An 18,640-nucleotide genomic window follows, 5' to 3' on the forward strand; every position below is an offset into this window, starting at 1 on the left:
CTGCTGCGCTGGTGGTGCCGCTGGCGCCACCTCCCCTCCCCGGTGTCGGCGTCCGAGCTGATCGCCGCGGGCCTGCGGCCTGGACCGGCCCTGGGGGAGCGCCTGCGGGAGCTCCGGGGGGAGCGGCTGCGGGGCGAACGGCTCTGAGCCGTCGCCGCGAATGGCGGGCCCGACAGGTCCCCTAGGGTCACCGGGCATCGGCTTCCCCTGCGCCGAATGACAGCGTTGAGCGAACCCTTTCTCCCGCTGCTGCTGGCCGTCGCAGCACCGCTGCTGTGGGGATGGCGCTGGCGACGTCCCTGCTGGCAGATGCTGGTCCTTGGCATTGGCTCCTGGGCCGCCATCGGCTGGCTGTCGCTGTTGCCGGCGGGGCCCACGCTGCGCCAGTCCTACGGCCTGCTGGTCGTCCTCGACCTGCTCCTGGTGGCGGCGACCCTGGCCATCCGGCCGCGCCGCTGGTGCCGGCGGCTGACCGACCCGGCCCTGGTCCGCCCGTTGCTGGCGGTGCTGGCTCCCGCCCTGATCTGTGCGCTGGCGCTCGGTCTGCGGGGGGTGGTCATGGAGTTCCCCTCCGATGGCTTCGTCTACTACGCGACCTACTTCGGCAGCGATCTGCTCGACACGGTGCGCCTCGACCCGTTGCGCTACCGCTCGCCGGCCAACTGGTTCTTCACCGCAGCCAGCTATCTGTTCGGCTTCCCCGAGGCCCTGGCCCCGGGGCGGGCCAGCCTGCTGGCGGCACTGAACACCTTCCTGGTGCTGGCCGCCAGCTGCCAGCTCAGCCTGCGCCTCAGCGGTCGGGTGGCCTTCGGTTGGCTCACGGCCCTGCTGTTCCTGCTGGGCATGGGGCATCAGAACTTCTCCTTCTTCCACCAGATCGCCCTCAACGGCACCTTGCCCGGGCTGGCCCTGGTGCTGGCCGCCGCCACGCCGCTGCTGGGGTTGCTGCAGCGGCCGCACTGGCCCGGTGCCCGCTCCGTGGCTGCGGCGATGGGGCTGCTCCTGGGGGCCGCCTATCTCGCCTATCACGCCCATGGGGTGACCGCTTTCCTGACGGTCAACCTGCTGGTGGGCACCACGGCCGCCTGCCTGGTCCTCTGGCCCTCACGGCGACGCCTGCTGGCCGCCGCCGCCGCCGCCGGACTCCTGCTCGCGGCCCTCCAGCGCCTGCCCTGGCACCCAAGGCTCGAATCCTTCTACGCCTGGCCGGAGACGATGCGCTTCGTCCACGACTACCGGCTTCTGGGCCACCGTTTCTTCTACTTCTGGCCCAGCCTGCCGGTGGCGACCTGGGAGCCGGCGTTTCTGGCGGCGCTGGGGCTGTCGCTGGTCTGTGCCGTGGCCTGGAGGGGCCAGTGCCGTCCCCCTGGCGCCGTGCTGGCCCTGGCGCTGCTGGCGCCGCTGGTGCTGCTGGAGTGGTGGGCTCCCTTCATCAATGATCTGGTCTTCAAGCTGATCGAGCCGGACAGCGCCTACCGGCTGGTCTGGACCAGCCTGTTCTGGATCAGCATCCCGGCGATGGCCCAGGCCCTCGAACGCTCGGGGCGGCCCCACAGCGCCGGGGGATGGTCCCTGCAACGGGGGATCCTGGTCGCGATGCTGGTCTCCCTGATCGCCGTGCTGGCGGTTCCGATCGGACTGCAGGGGCGATCCAATGTGTTCGTTTGCAAGGTTCCCCATCTGCTCACCCCCCTGGAGGAGGTGCGGCCGGCGGATGGCACCACCATCGAACCGATCCTCGGGCCCCTGCGGGAGCTGTGCGAGCAACAACCTCGGCTGCAGGGCCGGACCCTGCTGAGCGATCCCTATGTCGGCGCGGTGCTGGGCACGCGCCAGTGCCTGGCTCCGTTGGCCGCCAGGGACATCACCAAGCTGGCGGCTTCGTCGGTGGAGACGGGCCAGTATCCGGGGCTGCTGAGCGCCCTGAACTCCACCGCCGCGCTGCGGGCCTGGCTCGACGAGCGCGGGGTTGATGTGATCGTGCTCAGGGATGCCTACGTGCCCTACGAGAGCCGGATCGCCCGGGCCAGCAACCACTGGCAGCCGGATCTGCTCAGCCGCTACGGGGATCTCTCCCTCAACCGCATCTCCACGGAGCAGCTCGCCCGGGTGGGTTTTCAGCTGGAGCGGCACGAGCACGGAATGCGGGTGTACCTCAGAACACCCGCTGCGCCTCAATGAGAGCCGGGCCTGGCCGGCACTCGCAGCCGCGGTAGCCCACCGGATTGGCGCTCTGCCAGGCCCAGCCATCGCGGCAGATGTCCGCCAGGGAGCGCCGGGTCCGCCAGCCCATGCGCCGCTCCGCCTCGCGGGGATCGGCGACGCTGATGGCGGAATCCCCCGGCCGCCGATCCACCACCGCGTAGGGGAGGGTGAGGCCGTTGGTGGCTTCGAAGCTGCGCACCAGATCGAGCACCGATTGGCCACGACCGCTGCCGAGATTGAGGGTGAGCAGCTGGGGAGCCTCCGCCTGGAGCACCTCGAGAGCACGACGATGGCCCTCGACGAGATCCATCACGTGCAGATAGTCGCGGACGCCGGTGCCGTCGGGAGTGGGCCAGTCGCCACCGAACACCTCCAGCCGCCGGCGGCGCCCTGCCGCCACCTGGCAGAGGAAGGGGAAGAGGTTGTTGGGGGGGCCGCTGGGGTCCTCGCCGATGCGCCCGCTGGGGTGGGCCCCCACCGGATTGAAATAGCGCAGCAGGGCGATGCGCCAGCCGGGAGCGCTGGCGGCCACATCGGCCAGCATGCGTTCCACCGCGGCCTTGGTGTAGCCGTAGGGATTGATCGGCTGCAGCGGCGCTGTCTCCGGAATCGGCACCCGGTCGGTGAGGCCGTAGAGGGTGGCGCTGCTGCTGAAGACGAGCGTCCGGCAGCGGTGGCGGTCCATGGCCTCCAGCAGCCGGACGGCACCGACGACGTTCACGTCCCAGTAGCGCAGGGGCTGGCCCATCGACTCCCCCACCGCCTTGAGGCCGGCGAAGTGGAGCACGGCGGAGATGCCGCCGCCGCCCATCTCCTCCCCCTCGCCGAAGGCCCGGTCGAGGTCAAGGGGGCAACGCACATCCCCCTTCAGCAGGGTGAACCGGGCCGGGCCCCCGTCTCCTGCGGCCCAGCGCTCCGGGGACAGCTGCCGCCAGCCCCCCAGCCCGGCCAGTTCGCTGACGCGGCGCAGGGCTTCGGGACTGCCGTTGCTGAAGTCGTCGATGACCACCACCCGGTGGCCGGACTCCAGCAGCGCCAGACAGGTGTGACTGCCGATGAATCCGGCTCCACCCGTGAGCAGCACCTGGGTCAAGGAACGGCCCCCGTCAGGCGGTCACCCTCAACTTACCTGTCCTTAACCTCCGCCACCGCCCGCCACTGCCACCGCCATCGCCCGGCCATGCCGACGACCAAAGCCAGGCAATGGCGGTAATGTCCCCGCAGCATTGGCATCCCCCATGGACCCGGCCCATCCGCCGATTCGCACCATCTGTTGCATCGGAGCGGGATATGTAGGGGGGCCGACGATGGCGGTGATCGCCGATCGCTGCCCCGGGATTCAGGTCACGGTGGTCGACCTCAATGCCGAGCGGATCGCCGCCTGGAATGACGCGGATCTGGGCCGGCTGCCGGTCTACGAACCCGGTCTGGATGCGGTGGTGGGCCGGGCCAGGGGGCGCAACCTCCACTTCACCACCGAGGTGGATGCGGCCATCGCCGCGGCCGACATGGTGTTCCTGTCGGTGAACACCCCCACCAAGACCAAGGGCGTGGGGGCCGGCCAGGCCAGTGACCTGCGCTGGATCGAGGCCTCGGCCCGCCAGGTGGCCGCCTCCGCCCGCGGCCACACGATCGTGGTGGAGAAGAGCACCCTGCCGGTGCGCACCGCCGAGACGGTGAAGGCGATCCTGGGGGCCGCCCAGCAGAACCGCCCGGAGGGCGATCGCAGGAAAGCCAAGACCTTCGCCGTGCTCTCCAATCCCGAGTTCCTGGCCGAGGGCACGGCGATCGCCGACCTTGAAGCCCCCGACAGGGTGCTGATCGGCGGCGAGGACCCTGCGGCGATCGAATCCCTGGCCGGGATCTACGGCACCTGGGTGCCCCAGGATCGGATCCTGCGCACCAATCTCTGGAGCAGTGAGCTCTCCAAGCTCACCGCCAACGCCTATCTGGCCCAGAGGATCTCCTCGATCAACAGCATCGCTGCCCTGTGTGAGGCCACCGGCGCGGATGTGCGCGAGGTGGGCCGCGCCATCGGCACCGATTCGAGGATCGGCGCCAGGTTCCTGCAGGCCGGACCCGGTTTCGGCGGCAGCTGCTTCCAGAAGGACATCCTCAACCTGGTGTACCTCTGCCGCCACTACGGGCTGGAGGAGGTGGCGGGCTACTGGGAGCAGGTGGTGACCCTCAACACCTGGCAGCAGGACCGCATCGCCCGGCTGGTGGTGCAACGCCTGTTCGGCACCGTCACCGGCAAGCGGATCGCCGTGCTGGGCTTCGCCTTCAAGGCGGACACGAACGACACCCGGGAGGCCCCCGCCATCCGCATCTGCCTGGACCTGATCGAGGAGGGGGCCCGCCTGGTGATCGTGGATCCCAAGGTGTCCCCCGCCCAGATCGCCGAGGATCTCGGCCAGCCCCCTTCCACGGCCGACGGCGGCTGGCAGACCGCTGGATCGCCCCTGGAGGCGGCCGCCGGCACCGATGCCATCCTGATCCTCACCGAATGGCGCGACTACGCCCGGCTCGACTGGGGGGCGATCGCGGCCCAGATGCGCCGCCCGGCCTGGCTGTTCGACGCCAGGGCCATCGCCGATGCCGCTGCCGCCCGGGCGGCGGGTCTTAACGTCTGGCGGGTGGGCGAGGGCTGAGTGACACGGCGCAATCTGATCACGGGCGGGGCCGGCTTCCTGGGTTCCCATCTGGTCGACCGGCTGATGGAGGCCGGTGAGGAGGTGATCTGCCTCGACAACTTCTACACCGGTCGCAAGGACAACATCCGCCACTGGCTGGGTCACCCCAGCTTTGAGCTGATCCGCCACGACGTCACCGAGCCGATCCGCCTGGAGATCGACCGCATCTGGCATCTGGCCTGCCCGGCCTCGCCGGTCCATTACCAGTCGAACCCGATCAAGACCGCCAAGACCAGCTTCCTCGGCACCTACAACATGCTCGGCCTGGCGCGGCGCGTCGGCGCCCGGCTGCTGCTGGCCAGCACCAGCGAGGTCTACGGCGATCCGGAGGTCCATCCCCAGCCCGAGAGCTACCGGGGCTGCGTCAACACCATCGGCATCCGCTCCTGCTACGACGAAGGCAAGCGGATCGCCGAGACGCTCTGCTTCGACTACCAGCGCATGCACGGCACTGAGATCCGGGTGATGCGCATCTTCAACACCTATGGGCCCCGCATGCTCCCCGACGATGGCCGGGTGGTGAGCAACTTCATCGTCCAGGCCCTGCAGGATCTGCCCCTCACCCTCTACGGCGACGGCAGCCAGACCCGCTCCTTCTGCTACGTGGAGGACCTGATCGAGGGCATGATCCGGCTGATGAACGGCGAGCACACCGGCCCGATCAACATCGGCAACCCCGGCGAGTTCACCATCCGCCAGCTGGCCGAGAAGGTCCGGGAGCGGATCCAGCCCTCCCTGGAGCTCACCACCCAGCCCCTGCCCCAGGACGATCCCCTGCAGCGCCAGCCCGTGATCGACCTGGCCCGCGAGCTGCTCGGCTGGGAGCCGAAGGTGAGCCTGGACGAGGGTCTCGAGCCCACCATCGCCTACTTCCGGGAACGGATGCGGGCGGGCCGTTGACGGCGAGGGGGCCGATCCTCGTCACCGGTGTCGCCGGCTTCATCGGCGCGGCGGCGGCCGAGCGCCTGCTGGCCCGGGGCGAGCGGGTGGTCGGGCTCGACAATCTCAACACCTACTACGACCCGGCCCTGAAGCGGGCCCGGTTGGAGCGGCTGGAGGCCCTGGCGCCGGCCGGGGCCTTCGCCTTCCATCGCCTCGATCTGGTGGACGCCGATGCGGTGGCGGCCCTGTTCGCCGCCGAGCGTCCCGCCCGGGTGCTGCACCTGGCCGCCCAGGCCGGGGTGCGGCATTCGATCGACAACCCGGCGCTTTACATCCAGAGCAATCTGGTGGGGTTCGGCACGGTGCTCGAAGGCTGTCGCCACGCGGGTGTGGAGCACCTGGTGTATGCCTCCAGCAGCTCGATCTACGGGGGCAACCGCCACATGCCCTTCCGGGAGCGGGACCCGGTGAACCACCCGGTGAGCCTTTATGCGGCTACCAAGAAGGCCAATGAGCTGATGGCCCACACCTACAGCCATCTCTACGGCCTGCCGGCCACCGGCCTGCGCTTCTTCACCGTCTACGGCCCCTGGGGGCGGCCCGACATGGCACCGATGCTGTTCGCCCGCGCGATCCTGGCCGGCGATCCGATCCGGGTGTTCAACCAGGGCCGCATGGAGCGGGATTTCACCTACATCGACGACATCGTCGAGGGGGTGATCCGCTGCCTCGACAAGCCCGCCACAGCCGATCCCGCCTTCGATCCGCTGCACCCCGACCCGGCCACCGCCGCCGCCCCCCACCGGGTCTTCAACATCGGCAATGCCCGGCCCGTGGCCCTGCTGCGGTTTATCGAGCTGCTCGAGCAGGCCCTCGGACGTCCGGCGATCCGGGATCTGCAGCCCATGCAGCCCGGGGACGTGCCGGCCACCGCCGCCGACACCACCGCCCTGGAGTCCTGGGTGGGGTTCCGTCCCTCCACGGCGATCGAGTCCGGGATCGGGCGCTTCGCCGCCTGGTACCGCGCCTTCCACGGCGTCTGAGCCGAGCCCTTCGGGCACAATGGTTCGCTGCCGATCCGCACCGTCTTGAAACCGCTCCAGAGCCTGCGGGGCATGGTCGACCTGCTGCCCGGTCAGACCCCCTTCTGGCAGCGGATCGAAGCCACCGCCAGGGAGCACTTCCGCCGGGCCGCCGTCGAGGAGATCCGCACGCCCCTGCTCGAGGTGACCGAGCTGTTCGCCCGGGGCATCGGCGAGGCCACCGACGTGGTGGGCAAGGAGATGTACAGCTTCGAGGACCGCGGCGCCCGCCGCTGCACCCTGCGGCCCGAGGGCACCGCCTCGGTGGTGCGGGCCGCGATCCAGCATGGCCTGGTGGCCCAGGGACCCCAGCGGCTCTGGTACGGCGGGCCGATGTTCCGCTACGAGCGGCCCCAGGCCGGCCGGCAGCGGCAGTTCCACCAGATCGGCCTGGAGTTCCTCGGCCACGCTGATCCCCGCAGCGACGTCGAGGCCATCGCCATCGCCTGGGATCTGCTGATGGATCTGGGGGTGGGTGGCCTGTCCCTGGAGCTCAACTCCCTCGGCAGCCCCGAGGACCGGGAGCGCTATCGGGCCGAACTGGTGGCCTGGCTGGAGGCCCATCGGCAGCGTCTGGATCCCGATTCGCAGCAGCGGATCGCCACCAACCCCCTGCGGGTGCTCGATTCCAAGAACCCCGACACCCAGGCCCTGCTGGCCGGAGCCCCCACCCTGGCCGATGCCCTCAGCGGCGAGAGCCATGAACGCTTTCTAAGGGTGCGGCAGGGTCTGGAGGCCCTCGCCATCCCGTTCGAGCTCAACCCGCGCCTGGTGCGGGGCCTCGACTACTACGGCCACACCGCCTTCGAGATCACCAGCAGCCAGCTGGGGGCCCAGGCGACCGTGTGCGGCGGCGGGCGCTACGACGGCCTGGTGGAGCAGCTGGGCGGCCCCCCCACCCCCGCCATTGGCTGGGCCCTGGGCATGGAGCGGCTGGTGCTGCTGCTCAGCCAGGCCATGGAGGCGGGCACCCAGGCTCCCGTGACGGCCGCCCAACCCGACGTCTACGTGGTCAACCGGGGGGCCCTGGGCGAGGCCTGCGCCCTGGAGCTCGCCCGGTCTTGCCGCCAGCGCCCCGGGGCACCGCTGGCGGTGCAGCTGGATCTCAGCGGCGCCGGCTTCGATAAGCAGCTCAAACGGGCCCGCCGCAGCGGCGCCCGCTGGGCCCTTCTGCTGGGCGACGAGGAGGCCGGGGCCGGCCAGGTGCGGCTGCTGCCCCTCGATGTCGAGGCTGGATCAGGGGATCGGGTGCTGAGCCGGGAGGCGTTTCTGGCGCTGCCGATCGAGGAGCTGCGGCGCCAGGGCTGAACCGACCGCCATCGGATGGCATGACAGGCTGAGATCGCTGAAAGGATGGCTTGGCGAGCGATGGTGATCGATGCGTAGGGGACCGGCCAATTTCGTGATCTTCTTTGATGAGAAGGAGGGCACAACGGCCTTGATGTCGCTGCTCGACAAGCTCCCTGGGATCACGATCCTCAGGATGGACCGGGGTGATGGACGCACCAGCGCTGAACCCTTTGATCTCCACTCCTGTGGACGGATGGCCAAGGCTGATCTGAAATTCTGTCTGGATGGCCTTCTGGGCTCGCGACCTGTCGATCCTGAGGCCATCCAGACGCGCTATGGCCGAACAGCCAAGGGCCGTCTGATCGGGATCAGCGCGCAGGGAGTGACGGGCCTCAAGATGCGATTCAGGGTCTTGACACTGCCGTGGTATCCCGATCGCCTTCCACGACTGCATCGTGTCCTGAGCAAAGTCCTGCCGCGGTTCACCAGGAAGCTGCAAGATCTTTCTCTGAGAATCAACCTCAGGGACTACAAGAAGTTGATGATCAATATGTTGAAGCGGAGTCATCCCGTTGTCTTCCTGGCTGTGCGGCAGGACGTTTTTCGATGGGCCCTCTCCAAGTACCATGGTGATGGGACGGGCAAGCCTGGCCATCTGCAGTTCAAGCTGGCGAAAGGTGAACTGCAGAGGTGCGATATTGGAAAGATTTATGTTGAGCCTGAGCGTTTCAAGGCCATCGTTGCCGGCTGCGAAGCCATCCATGAACGAAAGCGGGAACTTATGCAGGAACTCCTGAGGGCGGGACTGGAGGTCCATCCCATCTGCTACGAGGACTTCTTGGCGAGTGAGTACGAGATGCTGGCGCGTATCTGTCGGTTGATTCGGCTGGATGTCCCCGAGGCCGATCTTCGCAGGGTCGTTGCAGAGGGCGCTGACTTTCAAAAGGTTCATTCCGAGGATATCTCCGAATTCGTGGAAAACCACCAACAGATGATCGAACTCTTCGGTGATCGCTTCGTTCCATGGCAATGACGGCGGTACCACCATCAGCCTGAGCGCGACTCCAGCATCGCCTTGCAGGTGGGAACCAGCTTTTCTGCCGCCTGTTGATGCATTTCGGGCGATGGGTAGTAGCGGTTGTAGTCCACGATGACGCCTTTGGAGTTCACCAAAGGCTGTGGCATGCCTTCCTGGCCGCTGCAGGCCACGAAGGCATCGGCAAAGGGGCGGATCATCTCCAGCATCGGTTCCGTGACGAGATGGGGAAACTTGCCGAGAAGCGAGGGTTTTGGCCTGCGGTCCCAGAGTCCCAGCTTGTAGAGGACCTTGGCAGAGAGGCGGCCCGGTATGGTGCGGGAAAACCGCAGCTCTTCCAGCCGTTGCTGGCTGGGAAGCCGATAGTCATCCGGAGCGCGTTCGGAAAACCAGAAGAGGATCTTTGGGGCTGTGAGCCTGTTCAGGAGTTGAACCTTTTCTCTACATACGCCCTGGAATTTTCTTCGATGAGCTTCCGTAGGAAGCCGGGATCATCCCCGCGTCGATCTTCCCCAAGGAATAGATCGCTCCAGACCTGCTCGGATCTCATTGGCAGGCCATCCGGAAGCCGATGGCCTTTTGATGCACCTGTACCGCAGAAAAAGACGGAATTGTTGATGCTTCTTCCCGACATGACCTGGACAACGACCAATCGTGCCCGGTTGGCGATACCCAGCAGCGTCTGCGAGTCCTGGGAGGTGAGATAGTAGTCGGGTCCCGCTCCGCCTCGGCCGAGATTCATGGTGCCGATGCCCAGCGCTCTGCCGACGAGGGTGGGGAAAGGCTCTGTGCAGTACGTGCCGAAGGTCTGGGCCGCCCCAAGGTAGGCGATGAAGTCGGAGCCGCTGCACCGAGGGCCCCTTAAGGTGAGCCCATCCAGCTCATACAGCTGATAATCGATGAATTCCCTGTCCCGGGCCTGGTAGAACTTGCCCATACCATCACGCAATGCCGCGCGTCCTGTCTGAAGTTTAGGTCTGAGGCCCGGCACGGCAGGGCTCTGTGAACCGGCCTCGGCTATCCGTCGCTCGCTTTGGAAGGTTGCAAAAAAAAGCGGATCCGTTGGGATCCGCTGCAAGAGTCGATGGGATGGGGCTCGACGGAATCGAATCAGGCCGAACCCACACCCACGTAGGAGCCGTAGAAGAACAGGCCGACCACGAAGATCACAGCCATGCCGCCGGCGGTGGCGACCATCCAGAGCGGCAGGACCCCTTCGGTCCACCGGCTCTTCCAGGCCACGGCCGGACGGCCGTCCGGAAGGCGGTCGGGGATCCGGCCGTCAGGAAGTGAGGATTTCTTGCCGCTCATGGATGGGGTGCCTCCCGATCAGTTGAAGAAGTAGCTGGAGAAGAGGATGCCGATGACGAACACGAACAGCAGCCCGAGATAGAGGCTCGTGCGGTTCAGCTCGACCGGCAGGTTGTTGGGGTTGGGATTGCGCTGCATGGATGTCTCAGCGACGGACGAACTGCATGGCCGCCAGGGCACCCAGGAAGAAGACCGTGGGGATGCCGAGGGCGTGGACGGAAAGCCAGCGCACCGTGAAGATCGGGTAATTGCGCGGCGTGGTGGGGGCGGTGGACTGGGTCATGGTTCCTGGAGGCGCAGATCAAGGCTGCTCTTGCCCTCGTAACGCTGGCTCACGACTGGAGCCTTGGTTTCCTGGGCCTGGAAGTAGGCATCCGGACGGGGCGTGCCGAAGGCGTCGTAGGCCAGGCCGGTCGACACGAACAGGAAGCCCGCCAGGAAGATGGCCGGCAGGGTCACCGCATGGATGACCCAGTAGCGGATGCTTGTGATGATCTCGAAGAACGGGCGTTCCCCTGTGGAGCCGGCAGCCATAGCAACAAGCGTTCAGCCCGGCAATCCTAGGGGTCGGCCAGCGGCTGGCGGGAGCGGGTCGGGGGGTTGGTTACAGAGGGATGCGGTTGCCCCCCGCGCTCAGCCCACCCAGCGCAGCAGCACACCCCGCTCCCCCAGGACGAAGCCCTTGCCATCGGCGGCAAAGACGATCCGGGAGAAGTTGGTGGGCTGCTCGCTGCCCACCGGATCCCGCTGCCAGCTGGCGCCGGCATCGTTGCTCACCAGAAGGGTGCCGTTGCCGCCGCCGGCCCAGATGGCGCCCCGGGGGTCCCAGGCCATGTCGAGGTAGCCGTAGCCGTTGGTGATCGGGATCACGGGCTTGCTCCAGTCGCCGCTTTCGGTGCTCTCGGCGGTGCTCGGGTCCCCGTCGAAGCGCAGCTGGGCGCCCCGGGCCACCATCCAGAGGTGGCCGTCGGGCTGGAAGCCCATCGACTGCAGCCGCTGGCTGCTCACCCGCTGGTGCACCTGCCAGGCGGGCAGGCCAGGTTCCCAGGTGGCGAAGAAGTTGCCCAGGCTGCTGACGCTCACGTAGTCGCCGTCGGCGCCGCGGCGCAGGTCACGGATGGCGCCGGCGGCATCACCCACCAGGGCCTGCCAGCTGGAGCCGGCATCGGTGGTGCGGTACACGGCGCCGACGTTGGTGGCCAGCTCGGCGGTCTTCGGTCCCAGGGCCGTGACCAGATAGGGCTCACCGGGCAGCTTGGTGTCCAGCAGCAGCCGGCTCCAGCTCTTGCCGGCATCGTCGCTGTGCAGCAGCAGCCCGGGCTGCCCCACGATCCAGCCCTCCGGGCCGCGGAAGTCGATGCTGATCAGCCGGAAGTTCTCCTCCTCCGGCAGGTCGAGGGCCCGCTCCTGCCAGCTGGCGCCGCCGTCGTCCGTCTCCATGATCAGCCGGTTGCTGCCCACCAGGAACCCGTGGTCGGCGCTGCTGAAGGCCACGTCGAGGGGGTTGGAGCGGGTGTCGAGGGGGACGGCCTGCCAGGGGCTGGCGGCGGCTGTGGGCAGTCCGGTGGTGACGCAGCCCGTGAGGCCCAGGGCCAGCACGAGCGAGAACGCCAGGCTGAGCAGGGGACGCAGCCGGCGCAGGACGGCCGGCAGGGCGGGAAGGGGCGCAGGCATCAACGCAGGGAATAAAGGGAGAGGAAGAAAGCGAAGGCCAGGGCGAAGCCCCCGAAGATCAGCACGTTCTTCTGGCCGGGGGTGAGGCGGTTCACCCCGAGGCCGAAGTTGAGGTTCTCCTCGAAGCCACTGGGCTTGTTGCGCGGGCCGATGTCCTTGAAGGCCCCCACCCGGCTGCGGCAGACCGGACAGCGGAAGCCGACCGGGTCGAGGTCGAGAAAGGAGGTGCCGGCGGGGATGCCCAGCTTCTTCACTCCCTCGGCCGGGTCGTAGACGAAACCGCAGCTGCGGCACTCGAAACGGTGGGTGGAGGGATCCTCGGCGATGGGTTCGACCGCCTCGCTGACCGTCCCGGCGGGTCCGGTCGGGACCTCTTCGGTGGGTGTCTCCGTCGGCGGTTCGGTGCTCATCCCATGCCTGGCCATACCTGGCAACTCTATCGACGGCGACCCCGGGCCCCGCGGGATCTCCGCCCGGCCGGCCAGGCCGGTCGTCGCGGCGACCGCCGCCCCCGGAGGCAGGTGGCAGAATGCGCGCCAGGTTGGGTCTGCCGATGTTCGTGCTCTCCGGCTACGACGCCTTTCTGGGCTTCCTGCTGATTTCGGCGGCGGTCCCGGTGCTGGCGCTGGTGGCCAACAAGCTGCTGGCGCCCAAGAGCCGCCAGGGGGAGCGCCAGCTCACCTACGAATCGGGGATGGAGCCGATCGGCGGTGCCTGGATCCAGTTCAATATCCGCTACTACATGTTTGCGCTGGTCTTCGTCATCTTCGATGTCGAGACCGTCTTCCTCTATCCCTGGGCGGTGGCCTTCCACCGTCTCGGGCTGCTGGCCTTCATCGAGGCACTGATCTTCATCTCCATCCTGGTGCTGGCCCTGGCGTACGCCTGGCGCAAGGGCGCCCTCGAGTGGAGCTGAGCACCTCCCCACCATGACCCTCACACCTTCTGCCGGCTCCCTTTCCGTCGATGCCCTGCGCGACCTGCGTGAGGCCAGCTGCGGCCCCGTGGGTGCCCCCGGCGTCACCGCCGATCTGTCCGAGAACATCATTCTCACGAGCCTCGACGATCTCCACAACTGGGCCCGGCTCAGCAGCCTCTGGCCGCTGCTCTACGGCACCGCCTGCTGCTTCATCGAATTCGCGGCCCTGATCGGCTCGCGCTTCGACTTCGACCGCTTCGGCCTGGTGCCCCGCTCCAGCCCTCGCCAGGCCGATCTGCTGATCGTGGCCGGCACGGTGACGATGAAGATGGCGCCCGCCCTGGTCCGTCTTTACGAGCAGATGCCGGAGCCCAAGTACGTGATCGCCATGGGGGCCTGCACCATCACCGGTGGCATGTTCTCCGCCGACTCCACCACGGCGGTGCGCGGGGTCGACAAGCTGATCCCCGTCGATCTGTACCTGCCTGGCTGCCCGCCTCGCCCCGAAGCGATCTTCGATGCGGTGATCAAGCTGCGCAAGAAGGTGGGCAACGAAGCCCTGACCGAGCGCGGCAACCTCCGTCCCACCCACCGCTACTGCACGATCCCCCATCAGATGAAGAGGATCGACCCGATCGTCACCGGGGCCTACCTGCGGGCCGAAACCCAGCAGGCCGCCCTGGCCGCCGCCGCAGGTCTGCCGATGGGCGCCGCCGCTGATACCGCCACCGTCCCAGCCACCACCGCTTCCACTACCGATGCCTGAGGAGTCCCCCGTCACCCCCGGCGCCTCGGACGCCACGGAATCCGCGGAGGCCGGAGCCCTGCAGGCCGCCGCCCCCGGCCCCGCGGCCACCTGGCTGAGCGGTCAGGGTTTCGATGCGGTCACCCTGGGCCCGGACCACTCCGGGGTCGAACTGCTTGGCGTGGAGCCTGCAGCCCTGCCGTTGGTGGCCACGGCCCTGAAGGCCGCCGGTTTCGACTACCTCCAGTGCCAAGGCGGCTACGACGAAGGCCCGGGCGGCCACTTGGTGAGCTTCTATCACCTGGTCAAGCTGGCCTCGATGGTGGAGCAGTATTCGGCCATGGCCGAAGCCACCGGCCCCCTGCCGGCTGAGGCTCGTCCTGATGAAGTGCGTCTCAAGGTGTTCCTGCCCCGGGACGGCGCCCTGTCGATCCCCAGCCTCTACGGCCTGTTCCGCGGCGCGGACTGGCAGGAGCGTGAAACCTTCGACATGTTCGGCATCGCCTACGAGGGCCATCCCCATCCCAAGCGCCTGCTGATGCCCGAGGACTGGAAGGGCTATCCGCTGCGCAAGGATTACGTGCAGCCTGATTTCTATGAGATGCAGGATGCCTATTGAAGGCCTCTATGGAGCGCCTGAGCCGCTGAGTGCGGCGAGTGTTTCCTCTAGGTAGCGGGTTCCCCAGCGCTGATCGGGTTCTAGGTGGTTGCCTTCGGCCCACTCGTTCCAGGCGTTGATGAACACGACCGGTTCAGGAAGGCCGTAGTCAGGGAGGCGTTCCACCGTCTGCCTGAGCCAGTGGCCATAGCGCTCCGGCGTCGCATCCTGGAGGATGATGCCGCCCCAGCGCCGGCGGGCCGTGTTGTCCCAGGAAGGGGTGACACAGGGAAAACGGGGATAGGGAGGGACAGGCCTGGCAAGGGCGGCTTGGCAGACCTTTTCGTAGTCGACAACCCGGTGAATCTTTTTGCCTGGAGACTCATTCTTGATGACCCCCTTGATCTTTTCTCGAAGGCTGGGAGTCTGGGCGGGAAGCCTGCCCAGCATCGGCCAGCAGGGCTGAAATTCCACGGCGGCATCGAAGCCGAAGTTTTGGGGGTTGTTGATCTCCTCCTCCTTCGATTCGACGGAAACGAGATAGAGATCTCCCAAGCCATGGTCATGGGCAATCGAACGCCAGATCTCTGCCGTCCGGGCCAGATGGGGCAGGGCGCTGGTGCGGTAGACAAGAAACAGCGGTTTACCTTCGATCCTGATGTAGCGGGGATCCCTGAAGGCCGCTAACAAGGACAACAGGTGATCGCGATCGTCCTGCTCGCTGTAGATCTGCGCGAGAAGAATCTCGTCATCCGATCCGTCCCACCGCCGGGTCCAGTTTTCGTTGGCCCAGCAGAGACAGAAGGGAAAGTCAGGCTCCCCTGAGGCCAGCACGTCTTCGAATGGCCGCTGCAGCACGCGCCGGCCATTGAACCAGTAGTGGTAGTAGCAGAACCCATGGAGGCCGAAGGCATGGGCCAGTTCCGCCTGGGCTTGGCGCACTTCCGGCAGACGCAGGTCGTAGAAGCCCAGATCGGCCGGCAGATGGGGCTGGTAGTGACGGGAGTACAGAGGCCGCGCCCTGGTCACGTTGCGCCATTCCGTGAATCCCTTGCCCCACCACTGATCATTCTCCGGTATCGGATGATACTGGGGAAGGTAGAAGGCGATGGCTTTGGCTGAATTCACGAGAAACGAATGACTGGCTGATCGGGCGTCTGTCTGTGCTTCAGGGCTCTATCGGATGCACGGCCTTTTGGTGGGCGATGGGGTGATGGGGATCACCCTTACCCGCTGATCCCTGAGGGCCTCCCGGGACGTGCTGACTGGCCGGGCTGGAGCTGGTGACCGTTGACGCGCGTAGGGGCCGAACAGACGCGATCAGAAGTCGCAACAGTCGCCCCAGCAAGCGTGCCTTCGAGGAAAGCACAGCGTCCTGGAACTTGATGATTTCAGCCTGCGTCCTGATGGACGAGTCTCTGTCGTCAAGGCAGCGGGCCATTGAGGCGATCCACAGATCTGGGGAGGGTGGCCCGGGTTGCGGCGGGGACTCACTCACTTTGGGCCTGTCGGAGTTGGGAGCAGAAGATCTGATGATCCCTGTGATGGCTTCCAAATGGCGATCAATGATGGCCAGATCCTTCGTTTGGCCGCTGTCCTCAACAGGCCTTTCCATTCGCATGATGGTGTGGAGAGAAGCCGGCAGCTGACCTGGCTCCATTCCGAACGGGTAGAGAGCATCATTGCTTTCTGACCAGCAGTTGACCTTGTGCATGTTCATGGTCAGTCGTGGCACACCGTAAGATCTGGCCACGATGCGGTAGTGCAGGCTGGTGGATATGACCGCTGCAGCACTTGCAATCTGCTGGCAGATGGTCAGAATGTCAACCGAAGGCAGAACTTCTATTGGAACGGACGATTCTTCGGCCAGTTGCTTGAATCGGTAGTACTCGTCGAGTGAATCGTGGTAGTTGGCAGTGCCCGCAAGGCCAAGCTTCAGGCCGCCTTCGAAGTGCGGGGCAATCTGTGACAGCGCATGGATCAGCTCAGCGGAGTTTCTTCTCAGATAGTCACCTTTAAAATGCATGAGAAGACTGCTAGGTCCAATGGGCTTGGAGACGGGCATCAATTGGCTGATGGACAGTACAATGTCTGGGGCATAGGTGGCTTGCGTAATACCCAAGCTTCTCGCATTTCTTATGGAGTGGGTATCTCTAAAGCTGATCATTCTGGCCGCTGCCAAGGTGGCTCTCAGCCTTTCATTGTCTGCTCTGTCATCTGAGAGCTGGGTGAGGCCGATGCCATAAAAAAGTCTGTTCTCCCATGGCTTCGATGCTGTGTTGATGCGTTCCTTGGGTGGTGTCAGATAGGGGAAGGGACGGTCCGTGCCCAGCTCCTGATGGATTTCGGAGCTGATGATGTCCTTGAGATGGTAGGGCAGGGGTGCCGGAGAGTCACAGGCTAGGGCGTCATTGAAGGAGCAGGTCGCTGTCTCGCCTCCGACGTGCAGTACTGGTATGTCTGGATCAAGTCCGTTGGCAAGTAAGTCGAAGATCGAGTGGACCCTTGTGCCGCCACATGCCGTGAGATCGTTGTCAAGAATGCTGGCATGAATGGTGTTGATACCTCTCTGCCTGAGTAGTTTCTCAAAGGCATATCCCATGAGAAGATCGCCAAAATTGTGCCGTTCAAAGGCACCGAAAAGAATGGCGTCCGGATTCATTCGCTATCGGCGCTTGAGCGGTTTTGCCTTATCGGAGCGTTTGGAGCCAATCCCTTGTTCGTCCACCGGAGATCGATGGGTGCGCAGCCTTGAGCTCTGGATGCCCACATTCCTTGATACCTCGATCCGCTCACCGAAGCCGATGAAGGCATTCCACTGTTGCAGCGTCGGGAGTTTACGGCCTCAATCCCTCCTGTGCTTCCGGTAGAAGCGGATCACCTCCTTGGCCACACTGCGCGGCTCGTGCCGCAGGGTGGCGCTGGGGCGGGCCCCCTGCAGCGGCGCCAGGATCACCTCGTAGCCCTGCTCCCTCAGGTCGGAGGCCTCGCAGGTCACCGGTTCGGCCCCCCGCAGCCGGTAGACGTCGAGCAGGCTGGAGTCGTCCAGATCCTCCTGGGCCAGCACGGCCGTGAACAGGCGCTGCTCCACCCCCAGGCTCGCCAGCTGGGCTTCGATCGCCCGCAGGTGGCCGCCGACGTCCAGGCCGTCGGTCTCGCCGGGCTGGGTCATGAGGTTGCAGATGTACAGCCGCGGCGCCTTGCTGGCGCTGATGGCGCTCACAAGTTCCGGCACCAGCAGGTTGGGCAGCAGGGAGGTGTAGAGGCTCCCTGGCCCCAGCACGATCAGCTCGGCGTTGGCGATCGCCTCCAGGGCCCGCGGCAGGGCCGGCGGCCGCTCCGGGGTGCAGCCCAGGCGCACGATTGGACAGGGAGCATGCCCGATCTGGGATTCCCCCTCGATCCGTTCGCCGTTTTCCAGTTCCGCCCAGAGGCGTACGTCGGCGTTGGTGGCCGGCACCACCTGCCCCTGGACCGCCAGCACCCGGCTGCTGGCGATGATCGCCGATTCCAGGCTGCCGGTGATGGCCGTCAGGGCGCTCAGGAACAGGTTGCCGAAGCTGTGGCCCTCCAGGCCGCTGCCGGCCTTGAAGCGGTACTGGAACAGGCGGGTGAGCAGGGGTTCCTCCCGTGCCAGGGCCGCCAGGCAGTTGCGGATGTCGCCGGGGGGCTGCACCCCCAGCTCCCGTCGCAGCACGCCGCTGCTGCCGCCGTCGTCGGCCACCGTGACGATCGCGGTGAGGTTGCTGCTGTAACGCTTCAGGCCGCTCAGCAGGGTGGCCAGGCCCGTGCCGCCGCCGATGGCCACGATGGTGGGGCCGCGGTTCAGCCGCCGCTGGGCCAGCAGGGCATCCACCAGCAGGGTGTCCTTCTCCGGGGCCAGGGCCTGCTGGATGGCCCCGAAACTGCGGCTCTGGCCGAGCCAGATCAGGGCACCGCCGATCAGGAGCACCAACGGGCCGGTGATGCCCCGCGGCATCACCTGGGTGATGCGGTTCAGGCCCCAGCGGATCGTCTCGAGGGTCCAGTAGATGGGCTGCAGGTCGGCCCACACCGCCGCCCCCAGCAGGGCGATCACCAGGCCCAGGCCCGAGGTGATCATCCAGCGCTTCACCACCAGCCCCGGCTGCAGCCAGCGGGCCGCCCGCCGCGAGCGGCTCATCAGGTCCTGCTGACGCAGGTCACCGCGGCCCACCCAGCGGGGG

The 18,640-nt window shown here is 66.6% G+C and carries 21 protein-coding genes; 9 read left to right on the forward strand and 12 right to left on the reverse strand.

Going from position 1 to position 18,640, the window contains the following annotated elements:
• Window positions 1–225 precede the first annotated feature (225 nt).
• Window positions 226–2,181 carry a hypothetical protein gene (locus tag VB734_RS12490; RefSeq protein WP_323243418.1) on the forward strand — a complete coding sequence of 652 codons (1,956 nt, stop codon included), beginning with the start codon at window positions 226–228 and terminating at the stop codon, window positions 2,179–2,181.
• On the opposite strand, the gene galE is transcribed toward VB734_RS12490, so the two are convergent.
• Window positions 2,156–3,298, reverse strand: a complete 1,143-nt coding sequence (galE, locus tag VB734_RS12495) for a UDP-glucose 4-epimerase GalE (RefSeq protein WP_323243419.1) — start codon at window positions 3,296–3,298, stop codon at window positions 2,156–2,158. The genes VB734_RS12490 and galE overlap by 26 nt on opposite strands.
• Before the next feature lie 145 nt (window positions 3,299–3,443).
• Here galE and VB734_RS12500 point away from each other — a divergent pair, with 145 nt between their 5' ends.
• From VB734_RS12500 to VB734_RS12520, 5 genes are all read left to right on the forward strand, one after another.
• Entirely contained in the window at window positions 3,444–4,856 is a 1,413-nt protein-coding gene (locus VB734_RS12500) for a nucleotide sugar dehydrogenase (RefSeq protein WP_323243420.1), read from the forward strand.
• Window positions 4,857–5,798 carry a UDP-glucuronic acid decarboxylase family protein gene (locus VB734_RS12505; protein ID WP_323243421.1) on the forward strand — a complete coding sequence of 314 codons (942 nt, stop codon included), beginning with the start codon at window positions 4,857–4,859 and terminating at the stop codon, window positions 5,796–5,798. It abuts the gene before it with no gap.
• Entirely contained in the window at window positions 5,795–6,823 is a 1,029-nt protein-coding gene (locus VB734_RS12510; protein WP_323243422.1) for an NAD-dependent epimerase, read from the forward strand. The genes VB734_RS12505 and VB734_RS12510 overlap by 4 nt, the downstream gene beginning before the upstream one ends.
• Window positions 6,824–6,868: 45 nt before the next feature.
• On the forward strand, window positions 6,869–8,170 hold the full coding sequence (hisS, locus tag VB734_RS12515; RefSeq protein WP_323243423.1) for a histidine--tRNA ligase: 1,302 nt from the start codon (window positions 6,869–6,871) through the stop codon (window positions 8,168–8,170).
• A gap of 94 nt (window positions 8,171–8,264) precedes the next feature.
• Window positions 8,265–9,185 (forward strand): hypothetical protein, encoded by a 921-nt coding sequence (locus tag VB734_RS12520; protein WP_323243424.1) that lies wholly within the window; start codon window positions 8,265–8,267, stop codon window positions 9,183–9,185.
• Window positions 9,186–9,199: 14 nt separating this feature from the next.
• Here the strand turns inward: VB734_RS12520 and VB734_RS12525 are convergent, their stop codons facing one another.
• The 8 genes from VB734_RS12525 to VB734_RS12560 all read right to left on the reverse strand — a co-directional run bounded on the left by VB734_RS12525 (window position 9,200) and on the right by VB734_RS12560 (window position 12,583).
• On the reverse strand, window positions 9,200–9,397 hold the full coding sequence (locus VB734_RS12525) for a hypothetical protein (protein ID WP_323243425.1): 198 nt from the start codon (window positions 9,395–9,397) through the stop codon (window positions 9,200–9,202).
• 212 nt (window positions 9,398–9,609) lie between these two features.
• A complete protein-coding gene (locus VB734_RS12530; protein WP_323243426.1) occupies window positions 9,610–10,125 on the reverse strand; it encodes a DUF6473 family protein in 516 nt (171 codons plus the stop codon).
• Window positions 10,126–10,298: 173 nt separating this feature from the next.
• Window positions 10,299–10,499 (reverse strand): photosystem II reaction center protein J, encoded by a 201-nt coding sequence (locus VB734_RS12535; RefSeq protein ID WP_015109703.1) that lies wholly within the window; start codon window positions 10,497–10,499, stop codon window positions 10,299–10,301.
• Window positions 10,500–10,517: 18 nt separating this feature from the next.
• Window positions 10,518–10,637: a photosystem II reaction center protein L gene (locus VB734_RS12540; RefSeq protein WP_015109702.1), complete on the reverse strand. Its 120-nt coding sequence runs from the start codon at window positions 10,635–10,637 to the stop codon at window positions 10,518–10,520.
• Between the two features lie 7 nt (window positions 10,638–10,644).
• On the reverse strand, window positions 10,645–10,782 hold the full coding sequence (gene psbF / locus VB734_RS12545) for a cytochrome b559 subunit beta (protein WP_015109701.1): 138 nt from the start codon (window positions 10,780–10,782) through the stop codon (window positions 10,645–10,647).
• Entirely contained in the window at window positions 10,779–11,033 is a 255-nt protein-coding gene (gene psbE / locus VB734_RS12550; RefSeq protein ID WP_015109700.1) for a cytochrome b559 subunit alpha, read from the reverse strand. The genes psbF and psbE overlap by 4 nt, the downstream gene beginning before the upstream one ends.
• Window positions 11,034–11,132: 99 nt before the next feature.
• Complete coding sequence (locus tag VB734_RS12555) at window positions 11,133–12,173, reverse strand: photosynthesis system II assembly factor Ycf48 (protein WP_323243427.1); 1,041 nt, start codon at window positions 12,171–12,173, stop codon at window positions 11,133–11,135.
• Complete coding sequence (locus tag VB734_RS12560; RefSeq protein WP_323243428.1) at window positions 12,173–12,583, reverse strand: rubredoxin; 411 nt, start codon at window positions 12,581–12,583, stop codon at window positions 12,173–12,175. Before VB734_RS12560 ends, VB734_RS12555 begins: the two co-directional genes overlap by 1 nt.
• A 143-nt stretch (window positions 12,584–12,726) precedes the next feature.
• On the opposite strand from VB734_RS12560, the gene ndhC reads away from it, so the two are divergent.
• From ndhC to VB734_RS12575, 3 genes are read left to right on the forward strand one after another with little or no spacing between them, the layout of a single operon-like run.
• Complete coding sequence (ndhC, locus tag VB734_RS12565; RefSeq protein ID WP_015109697.1) at window positions 12,727–13,089, forward strand: photosynthetic/respiratory NAD(P)H-quinone oxidoreductase subunit C; 363 nt, start codon at window positions 12,727–12,729, stop codon at window positions 13,087–13,089.
• A gap of 13 nt (window positions 13,090–13,102) precedes the next feature.
• A complete protein-coding gene (gene nuoB / locus VB734_RS12570; protein WP_323243429.1) occupies window positions 13,103–13,858 on the forward strand; it encodes an NADH-quinone oxidoreductase subunit NuoB in 756 nt (251 codons plus the stop codon).
• Complete coding sequence (locus tag VB734_RS12575) at window positions 13,851–14,456, forward strand: NAD(P)H-quinone oxidoreductase subunit J (protein WP_323243430.1); 606 nt, start codon at window positions 13,851–13,853, stop codon at window positions 14,454–14,456. Before nuoB ends, VB734_RS12575 begins: the two co-directional genes overlap by 8 nt.
• 6 nt (window positions 14,457–14,462) lie before the next feature.
• On the opposite strand, the gene VB734_RS12580 is transcribed toward VB734_RS12575, so the two are convergent.
• The 3 genes from VB734_RS12580 to VB734_RS12590 form a co-directional block, all read right to left on the reverse strand.
• Window positions 14,463–15,563 carry a glycoside hydrolase family 99-like domain-containing protein gene (locus tag VB734_RS12580; RefSeq protein WP_323243431.1) on the reverse strand — a complete coding sequence of 367 codons (1,101 nt, stop codon included), beginning with the start codon at window positions 15,561–15,563 and terminating at the stop codon, window positions 14,463–14,465.
• Window positions 15,564–15,603: 40 nt separating this feature from the next.
• Entirely contained in the window at window positions 15,604–17,097 is a 1,494-nt protein-coding gene (locus VB734_RS12585) for a polysaccharide pyruvyl transferase family protein (protein ID WP_323243432.1), read from the reverse strand.
• A 183-nt stretch (window positions 17,098–17,280) separates the two neighbouring features.
• Window positions 17,281–18,597 carry a gluconeogenesis factor YvcK family protein gene (locus tag VB734_RS12590; protein WP_323243433.1) on the reverse strand — a complete coding sequence of 439 codons (1,317 nt, stop codon included), beginning with the start codon at window positions 18,595–18,597 and terminating at the stop codon, window positions 17,281–17,283.
• Window positions 18,598–18,640: the final 43 nt, after the last annotated feature.

The sequence above is a fragment of the Synechococcus sp. BA-124 BA4 genome (genome assembly GCF_034931165.1).